This window comes from Sphingobacterium sp. B29 (assembly GCF_001952815.1).
GTDB classification, from domain to species: domain Bacteria; phylum Bacteroidota; class Bacteroidia; order Sphingobacteriales; family Sphingobacteriaceae; genus Sphingobacterium; species Sphingobacterium siyangense.
In genome coordinates this window covers 5,658,177-5,675,253 of record NZ_CP019158.1, presented here as the reverse complement: position 1 = coordinate 5,675,253, position 17,077 = coordinate 5,658,177, and the positions used below count along the sequence as shown (strand labels likewise).

General features: G+C 39.0%; 16 protein-coding genes. 3 read left to right on the top strand and 13 right to left on the bottom strand.

Translation table 11 applies throughout. The annotated features are described in order from the left end of the window. Positions 1-46: 46 nt before the first annotated feature. The gene (locus BV902_RS24385) at positions 47-1,243 is read left to right on the top strand and encodes an MFS transporter (protein ID WP_075994141.1); all 1,197 of its coding nucleotides are present in this window, start codon (positions 47-49) and stop codon (positions 1,241-1,243) included. Between the two features lie 69 nt (positions 1,244-1,312). Here BV902_RS24385 and BV902_RS24380 read toward each other — a convergent pair whose 3' ends face one another. The 7 genes from BV902_RS24380 to BV902_RS24350 all read right to left on the bottom strand — a co-directional run bounded on the left by BV902_RS24380 (position 1,313) and on the right by BV902_RS24350 (position 7,137). Beyond that, positions 1,313-2,074 (bottom strand): SGNH/GDSL hydrolase family protein, encoded by a 762-nt coding sequence (locus BV902_RS24380; protein ID WP_075994140.1) that lies wholly within the window; start codon positions 2,072-2,074, stop codon positions 1,313-1,315. 34 nt (positions 2,075-2,108) lie between these two features. After that, positions 2,109-3,296, bottom strand: a complete 1,188-nt coding sequence (locus tag BV902_RS24375; protein ID WP_075994139.1) for an aspartate aminotransferase family protein — start codon at positions 3,294-3,296, stop codon at positions 2,109-2,111. A 61-nt stretch (positions 3,297-3,357) separates the two neighbouring features. Next, positions 3,358-3,777: a hypothetical protein gene (locus tag BV902_RS24370; RefSeq protein ID WP_232475616.1), complete on the bottom strand. Its 420-nt coding sequence runs from the start codon at positions 3,775-3,777 to the stop codon at positions 3,358-3,360. Next, positions 3,777-4,733, bottom strand: a complete 957-nt coding sequence (locus BV902_RS24365) for a hypothetical protein (protein WP_075994137.1) — start codon at positions 4,731-4,733, stop codon at positions 3,777-3,779. Before BV902_RS24365 ends, BV902_RS24370 begins: the two co-directional genes overlap by 1 nt. Positions 4,734-4,766: 33 nt before the next feature. Then, positions 4,767-5,312, bottom strand: coding sequence for an RNA polymerase sigma factor (locus BV902_RS24360; RefSeq protein ID WP_075994136.1), 546 nt, complete (start codon positions 5,310-5,312; stop codon positions 4,767-4,769). Between the two features lie 21 nt (positions 5,313-5,333). Beyond that, complete coding sequence (locus BV902_RS24355) at positions 5,334-6,287, bottom strand: transketolase family protein (RefSeq protein ID WP_075994135.1); 954 nt, start codon at positions 6,285-6,287, stop codon at positions 5,334-5,336. Between the two features lies 1 nt (position 6,288). Continuing rightward, a complete protein-coding gene (locus BV902_RS24350) occupies positions 6,289-7,137 on the bottom strand; it encodes a transketolase (RefSeq protein WP_075994134.1) in 849 nt (282 codons plus the stop codon). A gap of 171 nt (positions 7,138-7,308) precedes the next feature. Between BV902_RS24350 and BV902_RS24345 the strand changes: the two genes are divergently transcribed. Then, entirely contained in the window at positions 7,309-9,726 is a 2,418-nt protein-coding gene (locus BV902_RS24345; protein ID WP_075994133.1) for a glycoside hydrolase family 3 N-terminal domain-containing protein, read from the top strand. Between the two features lie 125 nt (positions 9,727-9,851). On the opposite strand, the gene BV902_RS24340 is transcribed toward BV902_RS24345, so the two are convergent. From BV902_RS24340 to BV902_RS24325, 4 genes are all read right to left on the bottom strand, one after another. Beyond that, positions 9,852-10,406 (bottom strand): NifU family protein, encoded by a 555-nt coding sequence (locus BV902_RS24340; protein WP_075994132.1) that lies wholly within the window; start codon positions 10,404-10,406, stop codon positions 9,852-9,854. A gap of 72 nt (positions 10,407-10,478) precedes the next feature. Next, the gene (purB, locus tag BV902_RS24335; RefSeq protein WP_075994131.1) at positions 10,479-11,828 is read right to left on the bottom strand and encodes an adenylosuccinate lyase; all 1,350 of its coding nucleotides are present in this window, start codon (positions 11,826-11,828) and stop codon (positions 10,479-10,481) included. A gap of 125 nt (positions 11,829-11,953) precedes the next feature. Then, the gene (locus BV902_RS24330) at positions 11,954-12,157 is read right to left on the bottom strand and encodes a PG1828 family lipoprotein (protein WP_075994130.1); all 204 of its coding nucleotides are present in this window, start codon (positions 12,155-12,157) and stop codon (positions 11,954-11,956) included. Positions 12,158-12,303: 146 nt separating this feature from the next. Next, entirely contained in the window at positions 12,304-12,525 is a 222-nt protein-coding gene (locus BV902_RS24325) for a PG1828 family lipoprotein (protein WP_075994129.1), read from the bottom strand. Between the two features lie 327 nt (positions 12,526-12,852). On the opposite strand from BV902_RS24325, the gene BV902_RS24320 reads away from it, so the two are divergent. Next, on the top strand, positions 12,853-14,202 hold the full coding sequence (locus BV902_RS24320; RefSeq protein WP_198385988.1) for an acyl-CoA dehydrogenase family protein: 1,350 nt from the start codon (positions 12,853-12,855) through the stop codon (positions 14,200-14,202). A gap of 115 nt (positions 14,203-14,317) precedes the next feature. On the opposite strand, the gene BV902_RS24315 is transcribed toward BV902_RS24320, so the two are convergent. Both BV902_RS24315 and yidC read right to left on the bottom strand, forming a co-directional pair. Next, positions 14,318-15,103, bottom strand: a complete 786-nt coding sequence (locus tag BV902_RS24315; protein ID WP_075994127.1) for an META domain-containing protein — start codon at positions 15,101-15,103, stop codon at positions 14,318-14,320. A 118-nt stretch (positions 15,104-15,221) separates the two neighbouring features. Beyond that, on the bottom strand, positions 15,222-17,048 hold the full coding sequence (yidC, locus tag BV902_RS24310) for a membrane protein insertase YidC (RefSeq protein ID WP_075994126.1): 1,827 nt from the start codon (positions 17,046-17,048) through the stop codon (positions 15,222-15,224). Positions 17,049-17,077 lie beyond the last annotated feature (29 nt).

Sequence of the window (17,077 nt, the reverse complement as noted above, 5' to 3'; positions counted from 1 at the left end):
TAGGTTGGTTTGTTAAAATCAACCTTTTTAATTTTTGAAAGACGTCATGATACAAGAGAAGGCGGGTAGACCTATTTTTTCTATTTTGTTTGCCGTGAGTATGGTGCATCTTCTGAACGATATGATTCAGGGAGTGATACCGGCAACCTATCCCTTGCTCAAAGAAGAGCATCATCTAAGCTTTTCTCAGGTTGGGATGATTACAATGGTTTATCAGATAGCAGCTTCAATATTCCAGCCTGTTGTAGGCTCATTTACGGATAAACATCCTGTACCGTACTCCCAGATTATAGGGATGTCTTTTTCACTTCTCGGTATGTTTTTGTTTTCGAAAGCACATAGTTATGAATGGATCTTATTTTCTGTTTTTCTGGTCGGGATTGGATCTTCAATCTTTCACCCTGAATCTTCTCGTGTAGCTTATATGGCGTCGGGAGGAAGAAGAAGTATGGCACAATCTATTTTTCAGATCGGAGGCAATGCAGGGACCGCAATGGCTCCAATCATTGTCGCTTTTTTGGTTTTACCGAGAGGGCAACAGGCGATCGCTTGGATGTGCTTATTTACCATTCTCGGCCAATTTATATCTTATTATATCGGTAGTTGGTATAAAAAGAGGCTTCAAAGCTCCGCTAAATCAACGAAGAGAACAATACGCGTACCTGATCTACCCAATAGCAGAATCGTCGTGACGGTTATTATACTCCTATTACTGATTGTTTCAAAATACTTCTATATAGCAAGTATCACAAACTACTTCCAGTTTTATACAATCAAGAAATTCGGAATCAATGAAGTGGAAGCACAAGTCTATCTATTTTATTTTCTGATAGCCGTTGCGGTGGGAACCCTACTTGGAGGAGCATTCGGCGATCGATTTGGTCGCAAATATGTCATCTGGTTCTCCGTCTTGGGCGTTGCGCCATTTGCATTGGCATTACCCTATGTTGGACTTACGATGACGGGGATATTAATCGTGATTATTGGGTTGATTTTATCATCAGCTTTTCCAGCAATTATTGTTTATGCACAAGAACTATTGCCTAAAAAGTTGGGTATGGTTTCAGGTTTATTTTACGGCTTTGCATTTGGAATGGGGGGGATTGGATCCGCTGTACTTGGCTGGCAGGCAGATCATACTTCCATCGAGTTTATTTATTACTTATGTTCCTATCTGCCATTGATCGGTATTGTGGCTTATTTTCTTCCCAATCTACAAAAAACACCTTATAAAGAAATTTAGATTTAACATATAGGCATATGTTAAAAAAGAAAGAGCGGATTTCAATAAAGTATCCGCTCTTTTCTTTTATTACTTGATGCAGTCCATCCAGGCTGAGGCCATCATTTGTGCCCCAGCAAGCGTGGGATGTACGCCGTCCGCAGCCCAATAGGCACCAGGGGCGTTCTTTTGAGCATTGTCGAATATTTTTTGATAGGGGATAAGAATTGCTCCAAATTCTTTGGCGATCTCACGAGCGGATTCTTGATAAGCCAAAAATTTTGGATACCAAGCTTCAGTAATGTGACCTACACCCTTTACTGCAAAAGGCTCTCCAATAATCAATTTGACATTTGGAAGCTTTTGTAATGTCTCCTGCAATAGCTGTTTGTACTGGGATTTATACTCTTCAACCGTAGTCTGTGCTCCTCGATCGATTGTCCGCCAGAAATCGTTCACACCAATCAAAATACTCAATACAGTAGGGTTAATTGCCAGAGTATCCTCCTGCCAGCGCTTTTGAAGATCGGGTACACGATTTCCGCTAATACCTGTATTATATACCTTTAGTCTCTTTGCTGGATATTTATTTAAGAGTTGGCTGGCAGCCAATAAAGCATAACCATGCCCCAGCGCTGCGGTGTCATTGGCATTTTTGTTATTTCTATCTCGGCCCACATCCGTAATGGAATCGCCCTGAAATAAAATGATGTCGTCGTTATTTAAAGTGATTTTTGAGGAACCGACTGTTGATTCGTGTGCGAATACATCGTTTCTCAGTAAATCGGCGCCAGTCAATAGACCGGTGCCAATAATGCTTTTTTTGATAAATGATCTGCGGTTTGTGTTCATTATTAGGTTTTTGTTATGTTTAAAGTTACATACTTTAGGCATACTTTTCCAAACCTTTTATAATGATGTTACAAGCTTTTTCAATTTCTAGATCTGTAATAGTCAATGGTGGGGCGACACGGAGTGCCGTTTCACAATGCAGATACCAATCGATCATAACCCCATTTTCAGCACAATACTTACTCACATTGTAAACTTGATCAAAAGAAGCCAGTTGCAGACACATCATAAGGCCTAGTCCTCGAATTTCTTTAATTGCAGGATGCCTGAGTTTTTCTTTAAATAAAAGCGATTTTCGCTCAACCTGTTCGACTAATTTTTCTTCCTTGATAACAGCTAGTGAAGCCCGCGCTGCGGCACAACTCACAGGATGCCCCCCGAAAGTTGTGATGTGCCCAAGCATGGGATTATCCTTAATAACGTCCATCACTTCTTTGGCTGCAACAAATGCACCCAAGGGCATACCGCCTCCGATGCCTTTGGCAAGCATCAGGATATCTGGAACAATAGCAAAATGTTCGAAGGCGAAAAGACGGCCTGTTCGACCGAAACCTGTTTGAATTTCATCAAAGATCAGTAAAGTACCTGTTTCATTACAGCGTTTTCTAACAGCTTGCATGTAAGCGATATCCGGGACTCGGACACCAGCTTCTCCCTGAATAGCTTCGAGGATGACAGCAGCAGTTTGTTCCGTAATCTTTGTGAGATCTTCCATGTCATTAAACCCGATAAAATCTATTTCGGGAAGGAGGGGGGCATACGCTTTGCGATACTCATCGTTTCCGATCAGACTGAGCGCGCCTTGTGTGCTGCCGTGGTACGCTTTTTTTGCAGCGATAATCTGCCTGCGACCAGTATATTTCTTTGCTATTTTCATAGATCCCTCTACGGCTTCCGTTCCACTGTTGGTGAGGTAGACTGATTGAAAATTAGCGGGAAGTTCTGCTAGTAATTCTGTAGCAAATTGCACCTGTGGCGCCTGCACAAATTCACCATAAACGGTGACATGTAAGTACTGCTCCAATTGTGATTTTATAGCCTCTAAAACCTTCGGATGACGATGGCCTATATTGCTGACATTGAAGCCGGAGACCAAATCCATATATTCTTCTCCATTGGGGCCATAAAGGTAGACACCTTCAGCCTTAACTACTTCAACCAATCTAGGTGAGCTAGATGTTTGAGCAGTATTCATTAAAAATAATTCTCTGTTGCTTAACATGATCTTACAAATGTCCGAAAATAAAAAAGAAGTCTTCAAGACTTCTTTTTTATTTTCGAGATTATTTTCTTCTATTCTGCAGGGATTTGTATAGATGTTCTCTGAATTCCTGTTCTACTTCAAAAAATTGCGATGCCCGCGCATTGCCAATAACTTTGGCAAATTTGACCCGGTATTCTTTTTTGATCTCCACTTCTTTAACATCATACTGTAAGACATCTCTGGAACCACCTCTAAAACTATTTTTGGGAGCACCATTCAATTTTTCTTTTCTGATATCCCAAAGTGTTTGGCTATACTCATTATAGAGCGGAAAGAATTGCTGAGCCTCTCTTGGCGTTAAATCTAGTTCTTTAGTAATGTAAGCTATTTTTTCATTTTCTATAGCTTGAAATCGATTTTTGTCTTGTGCAAAGCCCAAGGCAATAGAAAATATACTAAAGAACAATGTTATCCATATGTATTTTTTATCGAACATCATTATAAGGTATAGTTTAGATAATCTTCTATTTCTTGTTTAGATATATTACTCCCAAATCCCTTGGTAGGGAGATTCGCTTCATCGGTATACTGGGACATATAGATCATATCATCACCAGAAGCTGAAGCCGCAAGGTAATTAATAATTTCCTGCTTAGGAATTTCTGACAAATGTTGGCTCAACTGCTCTTCTGCAACTGTTTCTACGGGAGCTGCATTTTGTTGTTGATACTGATACCCCCAATATCCTCCTATGCTCAACATGGCGGCAAAAGATGCTGCAACAGCATAGCGTGCATACCATTTTTTCGGTCTTCCTATTTGATGGATAGGTGTATGATCTTTTTCAGGCTCCTGCACAGCATTAATAATACTTTCGGAAAGAGTCTCAAAATAATGTTGTGGTACATCAAAGCCTGCAGTCACAACCGTTTCTTTGAGTTTTTCTTCAGCGATACGAGCAAAAATAGTCGATTCAACTGTTTCTTCATAGCCGACCGGAACAGAGAAACCATCTGTAGGAACTGTTTTCTTCAATTCCTGTTCAGCTAAACGGGCGAAGATGGAATCTTCAAGCGTTTGCTTATAAGCAGAAGGCATTGTAAAGCCATCAGATGCAATCGTTTCTTTTAATTTGTCTTCTAAAATTCGGTTGAGGATAGTTGAAGATAGTTCGGAAGCATAATTTTCAGGAATTTCAAAGCCGTCAGTAGCAACTTGATTTTTTAAATTGTCTTCTGCTACTTTACACATAATGGCCTCAGATAGGCTATCAAAATATCCTTCTGGAACCTCAAAGATGGATTCTTCCTTGCATTCAATCAATTTGACTTGCGTAATTATTTTTGATTCTAAATCACTGAAATAATTTTCAGGTAAGCCAAATGGATTTTCACGCAACGATGCTGGAAGATTTGTAGGCTCCAGCCCATCATGATATGTGCCATTTTCCTTCATAGTATTTGTTAGAACCTAATTTCGCTAAAAGGTTTAATCGTTGTTGTTAAAAAATGCCTCTATTTTTTTGACGGCCAAATGATAAGAGGCTTTAAGCGCTCCAACACTTGTTCCGAGGACTTCTGAAATCTCTTCATATTTCATGTCTTCAAAATATTTCATATTGAAGACCAATTTTTGCTTCTCTGGCAAGGTCAACAAAGCCTGTTGTAACTTCATTTGAGCTCTATCACCATTGAAATAATTGCCATCAGCAAGCGTTTCTGCCAGATAAGCAGTCGTGTCGTCATCCAACGACACGTTCTGCTTTTGCTTTTTCTTATTTAAGAAGGTAATACATTCATTTGTTGCAATACGATAAAGCCACGTGTATAACTGTGAGTCTTCCCGGAAGTTCCCAAGGTTCTTCCATACTTTCACAAAAATATCTTGTACAACATCGTCCGCATCGTCATGATCGATGACCATTCTTCGCACATGCCAATAAATCTTCTGTTGATATTTCTTCAACAATAAACGGAAAGCTTCTTCTCGCGTACTCTCTTCGGCGAATTTTGCTATAATTAAAGCGTCATCCATATATTGACTTGCGTAGTTTTGTTATTTTCTTTTGATTACTTTTTGAGCCGCTGCAACAATAGCCGCTGCATTCAGACCGTATTTTTCCATCAATTGAGCAGGAGTACCTGATTCTCCAAAACTATCATTTACAGCAACGTATTCTTGTGGAGTAGGCAACTCTCTTGTTAATACCTGAGCAACGCTATCACCTAAACCGCCAAGACGATTATGCTCTTCCGCCGTTACGACACATTTGGTTTTAGCAACAGATTTTAAAATAGCTTCTTCATCCAAAGGTTTGATTGTATGGATATTGATAATCTCAGCGTTGATGCCCAACTCAGCTAATTGCTCACCAGCTTGGATAGCTTCCCATACCAGATGACCTGTAGCAATGATCGTAACATCCGTTCCTTCATTTAATAATACCGCCTTACCAATCACAAATTCCTGATCAGCAGGAGTGAAGTTAGGAACTACAGGACGGCCAAAACGCAAATAAACCGGTCCATCATATTTGGCTGCAGCAATCGTAGCGGCTTTTGTTTGATTGAAATCACAAGGATTGATCACTGTCATTCCAGGCAACATTTTCATCAAACCGATATCTTCTAAGATTTGGTGAGTTGCACCATCTTCACCTAAGGTTAGACCAGCATGTGACGCGGCAATCTTTACATTTTTGTCCGAGTATGCAATCGATTGGCGAATCTGATCATAAACACGGCCTGTCGAAAAATTTGCAAATGTACCTGTGAATGGGATTTTACCACCGATCGTAAGTCCGGCAGCAATACCCATCATGTTTGCTTCCGCAATACCGATTTGGAAAAAGCGCTCAGGAAATTCTTTGATAAAATCGTTCATTTTTAACGAACCGATTAAATCAGCACATAATGCAACTACATTCTCATCTTGCTTTCCTGCTTCTAGTAAGCCCGCACCAAATCCTGAGCGTGTATCTTTTGACTCTGTATAAGTATATTTTTTCATTCTAGTAATCTCCTAAAGTTTCTGTAAGCTGATTCAACGCCGACGCCAATTGTTCGTCATTTGGAGCAACACCATGCCATTTATGAGAACCCATCATAAAATCAACACCGCTACCCATTTCAGTATGCATCAGAATAATAACCGGTTTACCTTTTCCTGTGCGTGATTTAGCTTCTGCTAAACCTGCAACAACAGCATTCATGTCATTGCCTTTAGCAATTTCCATCACATCCCAGCCAAATGCTTCCCATTTTGCACGAAGATCACCAAGAGATAATACTTGATCTGTAGATCCGTCAATTTGTGCTTTGTTATAGTCAACAGTAGCAATTAAATTGTCGATTTTGTTGTGTGGTGCGTACATTGCAGCTTCCCAAACTTGGCCCTCCTGCAATTCGCCATCACCCATTAATACATAAACTAGATTATTGTCTTTATTCAATTTTTTTGCCTGTGCGGCACCAATTGCAACAGATAATCCTTGGCCCAATGATCCCGAAGCAATACGAATACCCGGAAGGCCCTCGTGTGTTGTTGGGTGACCTTGAAGTCTGGAATTGATTTTTCTGAACGTTGCTAATTCGCTCACTTCAAAATATCCCGCATGCGCCAATGTACTGTAAAATACAGGAGAGATATGTCCATTTGACAGGAAGAATAAATCTTCTCCTTTTCCATCCATGTCAAAGGAAGGATTGCGTTTCATTGCATTGAAATAAAGCGCCACAAAGTAATCTGTACAACCTAACGAACCACCTGGGTGTCCTGATTGACAAGCGTGTACCATACGTACGATATCACGTCTTACCTGTGATGCAATTTGTTCTAGTTTGTTAATATCTGCACTCATTTTTTTTTGTTGGTTTCACAATTGGTCGTAAAGTTAACTATTTTTAAGCTAGATGCTTGTTAAAAAATGAATTTATATTGACTTATCCCAGATCGACGATATGTTTGATCTGCGGATTTTTATTTTTTTCGTACCTTGCTTCACTTTCTAAAACCAACAATTTTCAGCATAATGCCTAATCAACTCAAAAGCAGCCTTATTATTTCAGCGCTCTCAGCCCTTTATTTGCATTCTTCTGCCCAGCACATCAACATTTACCATAAGGATTGGATCGATTTTAACAAAAATGGGAAAAAGGATATTTATGAAGACCCCAAACAGAAAATAGCCAGTCGCGTGGAGGATCTGTTGCGTCAAATGACTGTTCAAGAAAAGTCCAATCAGACGGTTACACTCTACGGTTATGGGCGGGTTTTGAAAGATGAGCAGCCCACTGCCGCTTGGGACAAAGAGATTTGGAAACACGGCTTGGCCAATATCGACGAAATGTTAAATAGCTTGGCTTATAATAAGTCGGCAAAAAGTTCATTTTCGTATCCCTTCAGCCGCCATGCTCAAGCCTTAAATAATGTTCAAAAATGGTTTGTGGAAAACACACGACTTGGTATTTCCGTCGATTTTACCAATGAGGGGATTCATGGACTCAACCATGACCGCGCTACTTCCCTGCCGGCACCAATCAATATTGGAAGTACATGGAATACTTCACTGGTACGTAAAGCTGGCGATATAATTGGTAGGGAAGCCAAATATCTGGGCTATACCAATGTCTATACGCCTATTCTTGATGTTTCTAGAGATCCGCGCTGGGGAAGAGTGGTTGAAACCTATGGCGAAGATCCGTTTCATATTGCTGAAATGGGGAAACAAGTTGTTTTAGGAATTCAACAAAATGGGGTCGCATCCACATTGAAACATTATGCGGTCTATTCTGTGCCCAAAGGGGGAAGAGATGGTAATGCACGTACGGATCCTCATGTTGGCTTTCGTGAGATGCATTCGCTTCACCTCTATCCATTTAAAAGGGTCATAAAGGAAGCCAAACCTTTGGGTGTCATGAGTAGTTATAATGATTATGATGGCGTGCCTGTATCTGCCAGCAGCTATTTTTTGCAGGACTTACTCCGAAAAGAGTATGGTTTTGAAGGATATGTGGTGTCCGACAGTGAGGCTTTAGAGTTTATTTACAACAAACACCATGTTGCTGCAAACTATAAAGATGCTATTAAACAGGCATTAGAGGCGGGTTTGAATGTGCGGACAAATTTTGATCCACCGAGTACATATCTAATGCCACTAATGGAACTAATAGAAGAAGGAGGGCTGGATATCAAAATATTGGATCAGCGGGTTCGCGAAGTCCTGACTGTGAAATTTAAACTGGGTTTATTTGATCATCCATTGAGAGAAGATATAGCGATAGCCGACAAAAAGGTGCATACCCCTGCAGATGAAGAAGTATCACTTCAAATGAATAAGGAGTCTATTGTTCTGTTGAAAAATGAACAGAATCTTCTTCCAATAGACGTGAATAAATACAAACGAATTTTGGTTACGGGACCAATGGCAGAAGCAACAAATTATACGACAAGTCGCTATGGACCTTCCAATAATCCGATCACCACCATCAAAGATGGGATTATAAACTATGGAAAAACAAAGGCACTTCGGGTTGATTATGCAAAAGGGGTAGATGTCGTGGATAAAAACTGGCCTGAGAGTGAGATTATTCCAACAGACTTGTCCGGCGAGGAGCTGGAAAAGATGGCCGAAGGTGTTCGTCTCGGTAAAGAATCTGACCTAATCATTGCCGTAATGGGCGAGTCGGAACGGGAAGTCGGTGAAAGTCGATCGAGGTCAGATCTAAATTTGCCAGGCAAGCAACGCGACTATTTAATGAAATTGAAAGAAACAGGTAAACCTATTGTGCTGGTACTTGTCAATGGTCGTCCACTTACTGTCAATTGGGAAAACAAGTATCTACCTGCAATTGTGGAGAGTTGGTTTCTTAGCAATCAGTCGGGAAATGTTCTTGCCGAAATGCTGTTTGGAGGGTATAGCCCCAGTGGAAAATTGCCTATTTCATTTCCGAAGTCCGTCGGACAGGTTGAAATGAATTTTCCGACCAAGCCCGCTGCACAGGCGGGGCAACCCGGGGTCGGACCCAATGGGTGGGGCAATAGTCGGGTTGTTGGATTCTTATACCCTTTTGGATATGGATTAAGCTACACAGATTTTAGTTTTTCAAATTTACAACTCGCTAAGAAACAGATCAGACCAACGGATTCCCTTACAGTTACGGTTGATATTGAAAACATAGGGAAGAGGAAAGGTGCCGAAGTTGTTCAGCTTTATATCAAAGATGTGCTGTCTTCGGTAACGACGTATGAGATGGATTTGCGTGGATTCGAAAAAGTTGAACTTAATCCAGGGGAAAAGAAGACCTTACAGTTTACGATCTTACCTGCCCACCTGGAACTTTTGGATCAGCACAATAACTGGACAGTTGAACCCGGCAAATTTGAACTATTTATCGGTAATTCTTCTGTTAATCTTCCGCTTAAAAATTCATTTGAAGTGGTCAATTAGGTTAAAAAATGCTATACCAAGCAGATGGTGGATAGCGATTATTTCTTCTTAAGACTAGTTAATAAAAAAAGGATTCAGCAAAATTAATTACTGAATCCTTTTTTTATTGTATCGAATAGCTGTGATTACATGGCCTCAGCGACAACTTCAGTCACTTCTGGAACCATGCGTTTCAACAATCCCTCAATTCCTGCTTTTAATGTGATTGTCGAAGATGGACAACCACTGCAAGAACCTTTTAGTTCAACTGTCACAATACCTTCGTTGAAGGATTTATAATGGATTGCTCCACCATCTTGTTCAACAGCAGGTCTTACATAATCATGTAATACTTGTTGTATCTTCACTTCAGTTTCGGTACCTTCAAAACTAACCTCTGTATCGTGGTGTACCGTTTTTACCGCAAGTTCAGACTCTACAGCACCTTTTACAAAGTCTTTTAGCAAGGCTTCAATGTCTTCCCATTCCGCATCTTCAGTTTTGGTAATGGTCACGAAGTTACTTGCAAAAAATACCCCATTTACAAAATTAAATTTGAATAATTCAAGTGCAAACGGTGAATCTTGTGCTGCTTCTTTATTTGGAAAATCCACACTACCGTTGATCAACAATTTATTGACCAAGAACTTCATTGTAGAAGGGTTGGGTGTAGACTCTGTATATACGTTAATCGTAGCCATGTAGTATCTATTTTTATTCCAAGCAAATATAGGTCAAATGAAGCTTTGTTAAGGTCATCTATAAGTAAAAGCTTATAAAGTGACACCTGTGTAGTTAGAAGGACTGATCGCTTTCAGTTCCTCTTTAACTTCCGCTGATACATTTAGATTATCAACAAATGTTGCTATCGTTTCTTTCGTAACATGTGTGTTGGTACGTGTTAGGTCTTTTAAAGCTTCATACGGCTTTGGATAGCCTTCCCTTCTCAATATAGTTTGTAGTGCCTCCGCAACAACAGCCCAATTATTTTCAAGATCATTGGCCAACGCCTGTTCGTTTAAGATCAATTTGCGTAACCCTCTCAAAGTCGATTTAATAGCAATTAGGGTATGTGCAAACGGAACACCAATATTACGTAATACCGTAGAATCTGTTAAATCTCGTTGAAGGCGGGAAACTGGTAACTTAGCCGCAAGGTGCTCAAAAATGGCATTTGCAATACCTAAATTTCCTTCTGCATTTTCAAAGTCAATCGGGTTGACTTTATGTGGCATAGCCGAAGAACCGATTTGACCAGCAGTGATTTTTTGTTTAAAATATTCCATCGAAATATATGTCCAAATGTCACGGCATAAATCGATGACAATATTGTTTATCCGTTTTAAGGCATCACAGCTCGCCGCAAAGTTATCGTAATGCTCAATCTGTGTGGTCGTTTGTGAACGGTCTAACCCCAAGATATTGTTTACAAAATTATTCCCAAAATTGATCCAATTTGTCGCTGGATATGCAACGTGATGCGCATTAAAATTACCAGTTGCGCCACCAAATTTAGCGGAATACGGTACTTGATGTAATAGTTGCAATTGACGTTCTATGCGTTCGATAAAAACATAAAACTCTTTACCCAAACGAGTTGGAGATGCCGGTTGTCCATGGGTACGTGCCAACATCGGGATGTCTGACCATGACGTTGCTAATGATTTTAACTCATGAAGCAACTCTTCTATTGCCGGTGTATAGCATTCTTTAATGGCTTCTTTCCAGGAAAGTGGAATCGCTGTGTTATTGATATCTTGTGAAGTCAAACCAAAATGGATGAATTCAAGGTAGTCCTGTAATCCTAATTTTTCAAATTGATCTTTTAGAAAATATTCAACTGCTTTAACATCATGGTTCGTAACTTTTTCTGTGTTTTTGATCCAAATGGCATCTTCTTCAGAAAAATTCCTGTAGATATCCCGCAATTTTTCATTGAGTGTTTTGTCAAACTGTTGCAATTGAGCAATACCGGATTCACTTAATGCAATAAAATATTCGACTTCTACGCGTACACGATATTTTATTAAAGCAAATTCGGAAAAAAATGCTGAAAGTTCATTAGTATTATTGTAATAGCGTCCGTCAATAGGCGTAACTGCTGTTAAAGATGATAAAGCCATAGATTGAATGATTTTTGGCAAAGGTAAAAAAATGCTTGGAGCTTAGCAATTTAATTGGTGTAGATATAAAAAAAGCCTCCTCGTTAAAGGAAGCTTTTATACGATGTAAATTCTTTTTCAGAGAATTATTGAGCAGCTTTAGTTGAATCAACTTTAGCAGCAGCTGAATCTACAGCAGTTTTTGCTGAATCCAATTGCGTGTTAGCTGAATCTAAAGCAACGTTAGCTGAATCAGTAGCAGCGTCAGTTTTTTTAGCTGTTTCACCACATGATGCGAAAGCCAATGTTAAAGCTAAACCTAAGAAACCGAATTTGAATGCGTTTTTCATTTTATTAAAATTAAAATATTTTTAAATCTTGTTATTTAGGAGTTAATACCATTAAACCAAAAAGGTAACCCCTGTATTTATTTTTTTTTAAAAAAAGAAAGGCCTTTCGTAAAAAAGGCCTTTCAAAAGCTTTATTCAGTCCTGAATTATTTAGTAGCAGCTGAATCAACTTTAGCAGCAGCTGAATCAACTTTAGCAGCAGCTGAATCAACTTTAGTAGCAGCTGAATCTAATGTGTTAGCAGCTGAATCAACTAAAGCAGAAGCTGAATCTGCAGCACCTTCAGCTTTTTTCTCTGAATTGTTACAAGATGCGAAAGCTACAGTTAAAGCTAAACCTAAGAAACCGAATTTTAATGCGTTTTTCATTTTCTAATTTTCTAATTTAAATTGAAATAATTTTCTTTTTCATCTCTTAATACACGTAACCAAAAAAGGTAACCCAAAAAATGATGTTTTTTTAAAGATATTTTTAACACATTGTTTTTCATTTATTTATAATTCTATGTTTTATTCAAAACATTCCTGATTCCACTATTTTATTGATAGGGGATTGGGCGATATAAGGTAAGATATTGTCCATTCGTTTGTTTACCGGATAATTCCATCTTGTCAATTTGTATCATGTCATTTCCAAACAATTTTGGATTATTTTTCTTATTTTAAGAAGTAAACACTTAAAAAGAAATTGCAATTATGTTTGATAAAGTAAAGAATATAATGGATTTGGCAAAATCAATAGACTTTGGCAAATTGGAAGAAATATCGAAGAAAGTGGATTTGGGAGCAGTCATGGATGCCGTATCAAAAATGGATGATAAGCAGCTTCATGGTTTAATGAAAATGCTAAGTGCAGGAAAAGAAAAAAAGGAATTACCGCCTATTAATGGTGATTTCTATGCTATGGATAGCAAATTAAACGATTCAGATCGTGCATTGCAATTGAAGGTAAGGGAGTTTATGGAGACCGAAGTTAAGCCAATCGTCAATAAATATTGGTTAAGAGATGAGTTCCCTTTTGAAATAGTACCGAAACTAGCAGCTTTAAATATTTGTGGCTATACCTACGATGGGTATGGTTGTATGGGGGGAAGTTCATTAATGGAAGGGATCATAGCGGCGGAGATAGCACGGGTAGATGCTTCTGTAGCGACTTTCTTTGGCGTACAGAGTGGTTTAGCCATGGGATCAATTTATATTTGCGGATCCGAAGAGCAAAAACAAGAGTGGCTGCCCAAAATGCAGCAGATGCAAGTGATTGGTGCTTTTGGTTTAACAGAGCCCGAAGTAGGGTCGGGAGCAGCAGGCGGATTGACAACGACCTGTAGGAAGACAGCTGAAGGTTGGGTCTTAAATGGTCAAAAAAAATGGATCGGGAATTCCACCTTTTCCGATATCACAATCGTATGGGCAAGGGATCTTGATGATGGCGAAGTTAAGGGGTTTATTGTACGAAAGGATAATCCAGGTTTTTCAGTTGAAAAAATTAAAGATAAGATGGCTTTGCGCATTGTGCAGAATGGCCTTATTACTTTAGCGAATTGTATCGTTCCAGAAAGTGATCGCCTGCAAAATGCGAATTCCTTTAAAGATACGGGAAAGGTTCTTCAGATGACGCGAGCAGGTGTCGCTTGGATGGCCGTAGGATGTGCGCGGGGTGCTTATGAAAATGCCTTGGATTATACGCGTAAAAGGAAGCAATTTGGTAAACCAATCGCTTCTTTTCAACTTATTCAAAATCACCTGGTTGAAATGTTGTCCAATTTAACAGCTATGCAAACGCTTGTCTTCAGATTATCTGAATTACAGGATAAAGGTGAACTAAAAGATGAACATGCCTCGCTGGCTAAAGTCTTCTGTTCTTTACGTACGAGAGATATTGTTTCCAAGGCTCGAGAGGTCATGGGTGGAAACGGTATTCTGTTGGAGTATAATGTCGCACGGTTTTTGGCCGATGCCGAAGCAATTTATTCCTATGAGGGGACAAAAGAAATCAATTCACTCATAGTTGGTAGAAGTATAACTGGATTTAGTGCCTTTGTTTAGGCGAGATCCGGCTGGTTTTTGACTTCCTGTTGCCAAATATCGCTTAATACATAAAAAGGGCGTTGTTTTTTAAACAATGCCCTTTTTACTTCAGTTGGAGCAAAAAAGCAATTTTCTATTTCCGTTTAAATCGCATAATAGCAATATCTCCCATGATAAATGTCAAGGTATTCTCGCTTACACTATAGGTTTTTACCTTTTCCAATGTCGAAAAGAAAGTTGCTTCACCATTACCTTCGCAGGCCATTTTAGTTGACATAATCGGGCCAAAATTAATGGTATTTCCATTGGTTTTAAAAGTCGTATTGTAGTTATTGCAGCTACTATTTCCGTTTACTTTACCACTGGCAGCATCAAATGTCATTGTTGGTTTACGATTGGGATATAGACCATCGAAAGCGATCCGTGGGCCGGATATATAATCAAGTTCCCAAGTTCCACTAAGTTCTTGTTTATTGTTCTGAATTAACTTAAATTTTGCCAGGGGAGCCATCTTAGCTTTGTTCAGGCTAAGAATGCCATCCTTAACCGTATAATTATCTGCAGCAGTCAGGTTTTTGGATAAAGCTTGTTCAATAGACATATCCGGACAGGCCATCATCGTAGACATGCCCTGAGCAAATTTAATCTTTCCATTTTTTGATAATGTCAATTCTCCACCGATGCCATTACATCCGCCACTTGCACTGTAACTTTTTTCGTCCAGCTGGAGGTAAGGCATTTTGCCGTTGATCTGATCCGCTACAGGCTGTCCATTGATTTCAATCAATTGCCATTTTTTTCCAATTACTGACGACATGCTACTGTCTGTGTTCTGCTCATTCGCGTTCTTCTTGATCACAGAGCAACTTCCAAGACTAACGATTAAGATGGCCAATATGGCGATGTTTTTAAAGTTCATATTCTAAATTTTAACCTATTAACACCCTTTTTAACGTTTGGTTTGACGAAATGCTACAAAAGTTCACAAACAAAGAAGGCTTCCAATTTGGAAGCCTTCTTTATCAGTATGATAAATCTTACGATTTGTTTTTATTTTGTTGTGCTTGTTGTTGTGCACGCATCATCTCTTCCATTTTCGTTTGGAAGCTCGATTTTTTATCTGCTTTTGGATTCTTTTTATTTTCCTCCAATTTAGCTAAGATTTTCTCATCATTCACCATGGTGCGAATAACCAACTGAGTCAAGAACGTAAATAATGCACTTAAGAAATAGTAGTAGTTCAAACCTGCTGGGAAGCTATTCAAAACAAAGAAGAAAATCAAAGGCATGATATAGCCCATGTATTTCATTTGTCCTGTAGCACCAGATGTAGCGTTGTTATACCAAGTCGTCAACAATGTTGTCAATGTCATCAAGATACACATCAAAGAGATGTGGTTGAATGATCCAAAAATAGGTGCAAATGTAAACAGTGTATCATAGGTTGACATATCCTTCATAAACAAGAAGCTTTGTCCTCTCAATTCAAATAAATTTGGAAAGAAGTAGAAGAACGCAATTGTAAATGGCATTTGTAGGACAAGCGGAAGACATCCACCAAGTGGATTTACACCAACCTGTTTGTACAATTTCATTTGCTCCTGCTGCATCAACATTTGATTATCTTCACCCACTTTTGCTTTGATCTCATCCAGCTGCGGTTTTAATACACGCATTTTTGCCATAGAGACATAAGACTTGTAGGTCATTGGTGAAAGAATCAGCTTCAACATCAATGTCAATAAAAGGATAACGATACCGTAGCTCATATGGAAACCATCCAGGAAGTTAAATACAGGTACTGTAATCCATTGGTTGATCCAACGCATAGGGCCCCAACCCATATTGATGATCGATTGGTAGTCATTACCCTCGGCCTTCAATACATTGTATTGATTTGGTCCAAAGAAGAAGTTTAAGGAATAGTTATTGTCCTTATGATTATCAAATGCCAATTCTGCGTTTGTATTATAGAATTTGACGATGTCGGTTTCTGAAGCATGTTTTACATCCACTTTTGCATTGACAAAGCCATCTTTAGTGCTGAGGATATTAGAAAAGTAATGCTGCTTGAATGCAATCCATTGTACTTTTTTCTCCAATGCTTCATCCGCATCTTTTGATTCTGAAAGGTGATCTACTTTATTATCTTCTTTATAATACAGTGTAGATTTCTGTCTTTCAGATTCTATGTTTTGCTCTTTTTGTCTCAACGCGGTGTTCCAGTTAAGGGTCAACGTTTTTTGACTCTGCGGAATTAAATTCTGTATTCCTTTTGTGTTAATATCCAGCCCAACATTATAGCCTTTACCAGCAATCGAGTACACATATTCAATATACTGTTCGGCACTGTAATTTAGTCGTAATTTTACAGATTGTTTACCTTCACCAGAAACTTGGATATCCGAAGATTCTGTATTGAAGTATAAATCATTTGTTGATACGTTTTGACCAGCTGCGTTAAATTGAAAACCAAACTTATTGTCCTCACCATCAAAAAGCATCAAAGGTTTTCCATTGAAATTCTTCTCGCCTTTTAGTTCTACGGATTTAACCTTACCACCTTTTGTACTGATTTTGGCAATGATTTTCTCGTTTTCAATCGTAATGACTTTCTCTGTTCCAAATTTTGTCGCGCCAAAAGGCTTTTTCAATTCTGCCGAATCAGCAATCACTGCTGTTTGTGCTGCTTTGGCTTTAGCGGTAGAGTCACTTTCGGCAGGCAGTCCTTTTTCTGTACGCGCTTTAGCCTCTTGTCTGGCTTGTTCTTGTTTGATTTCTGATTCTGAAGGCTTCATCAGGTAAAATGAACCAGTGATGATAGCAAACATCAGGACCAAACCAATTAGGGTATTTCTATCCATTTTTAATAATTAAACTTAATTAATTGTAT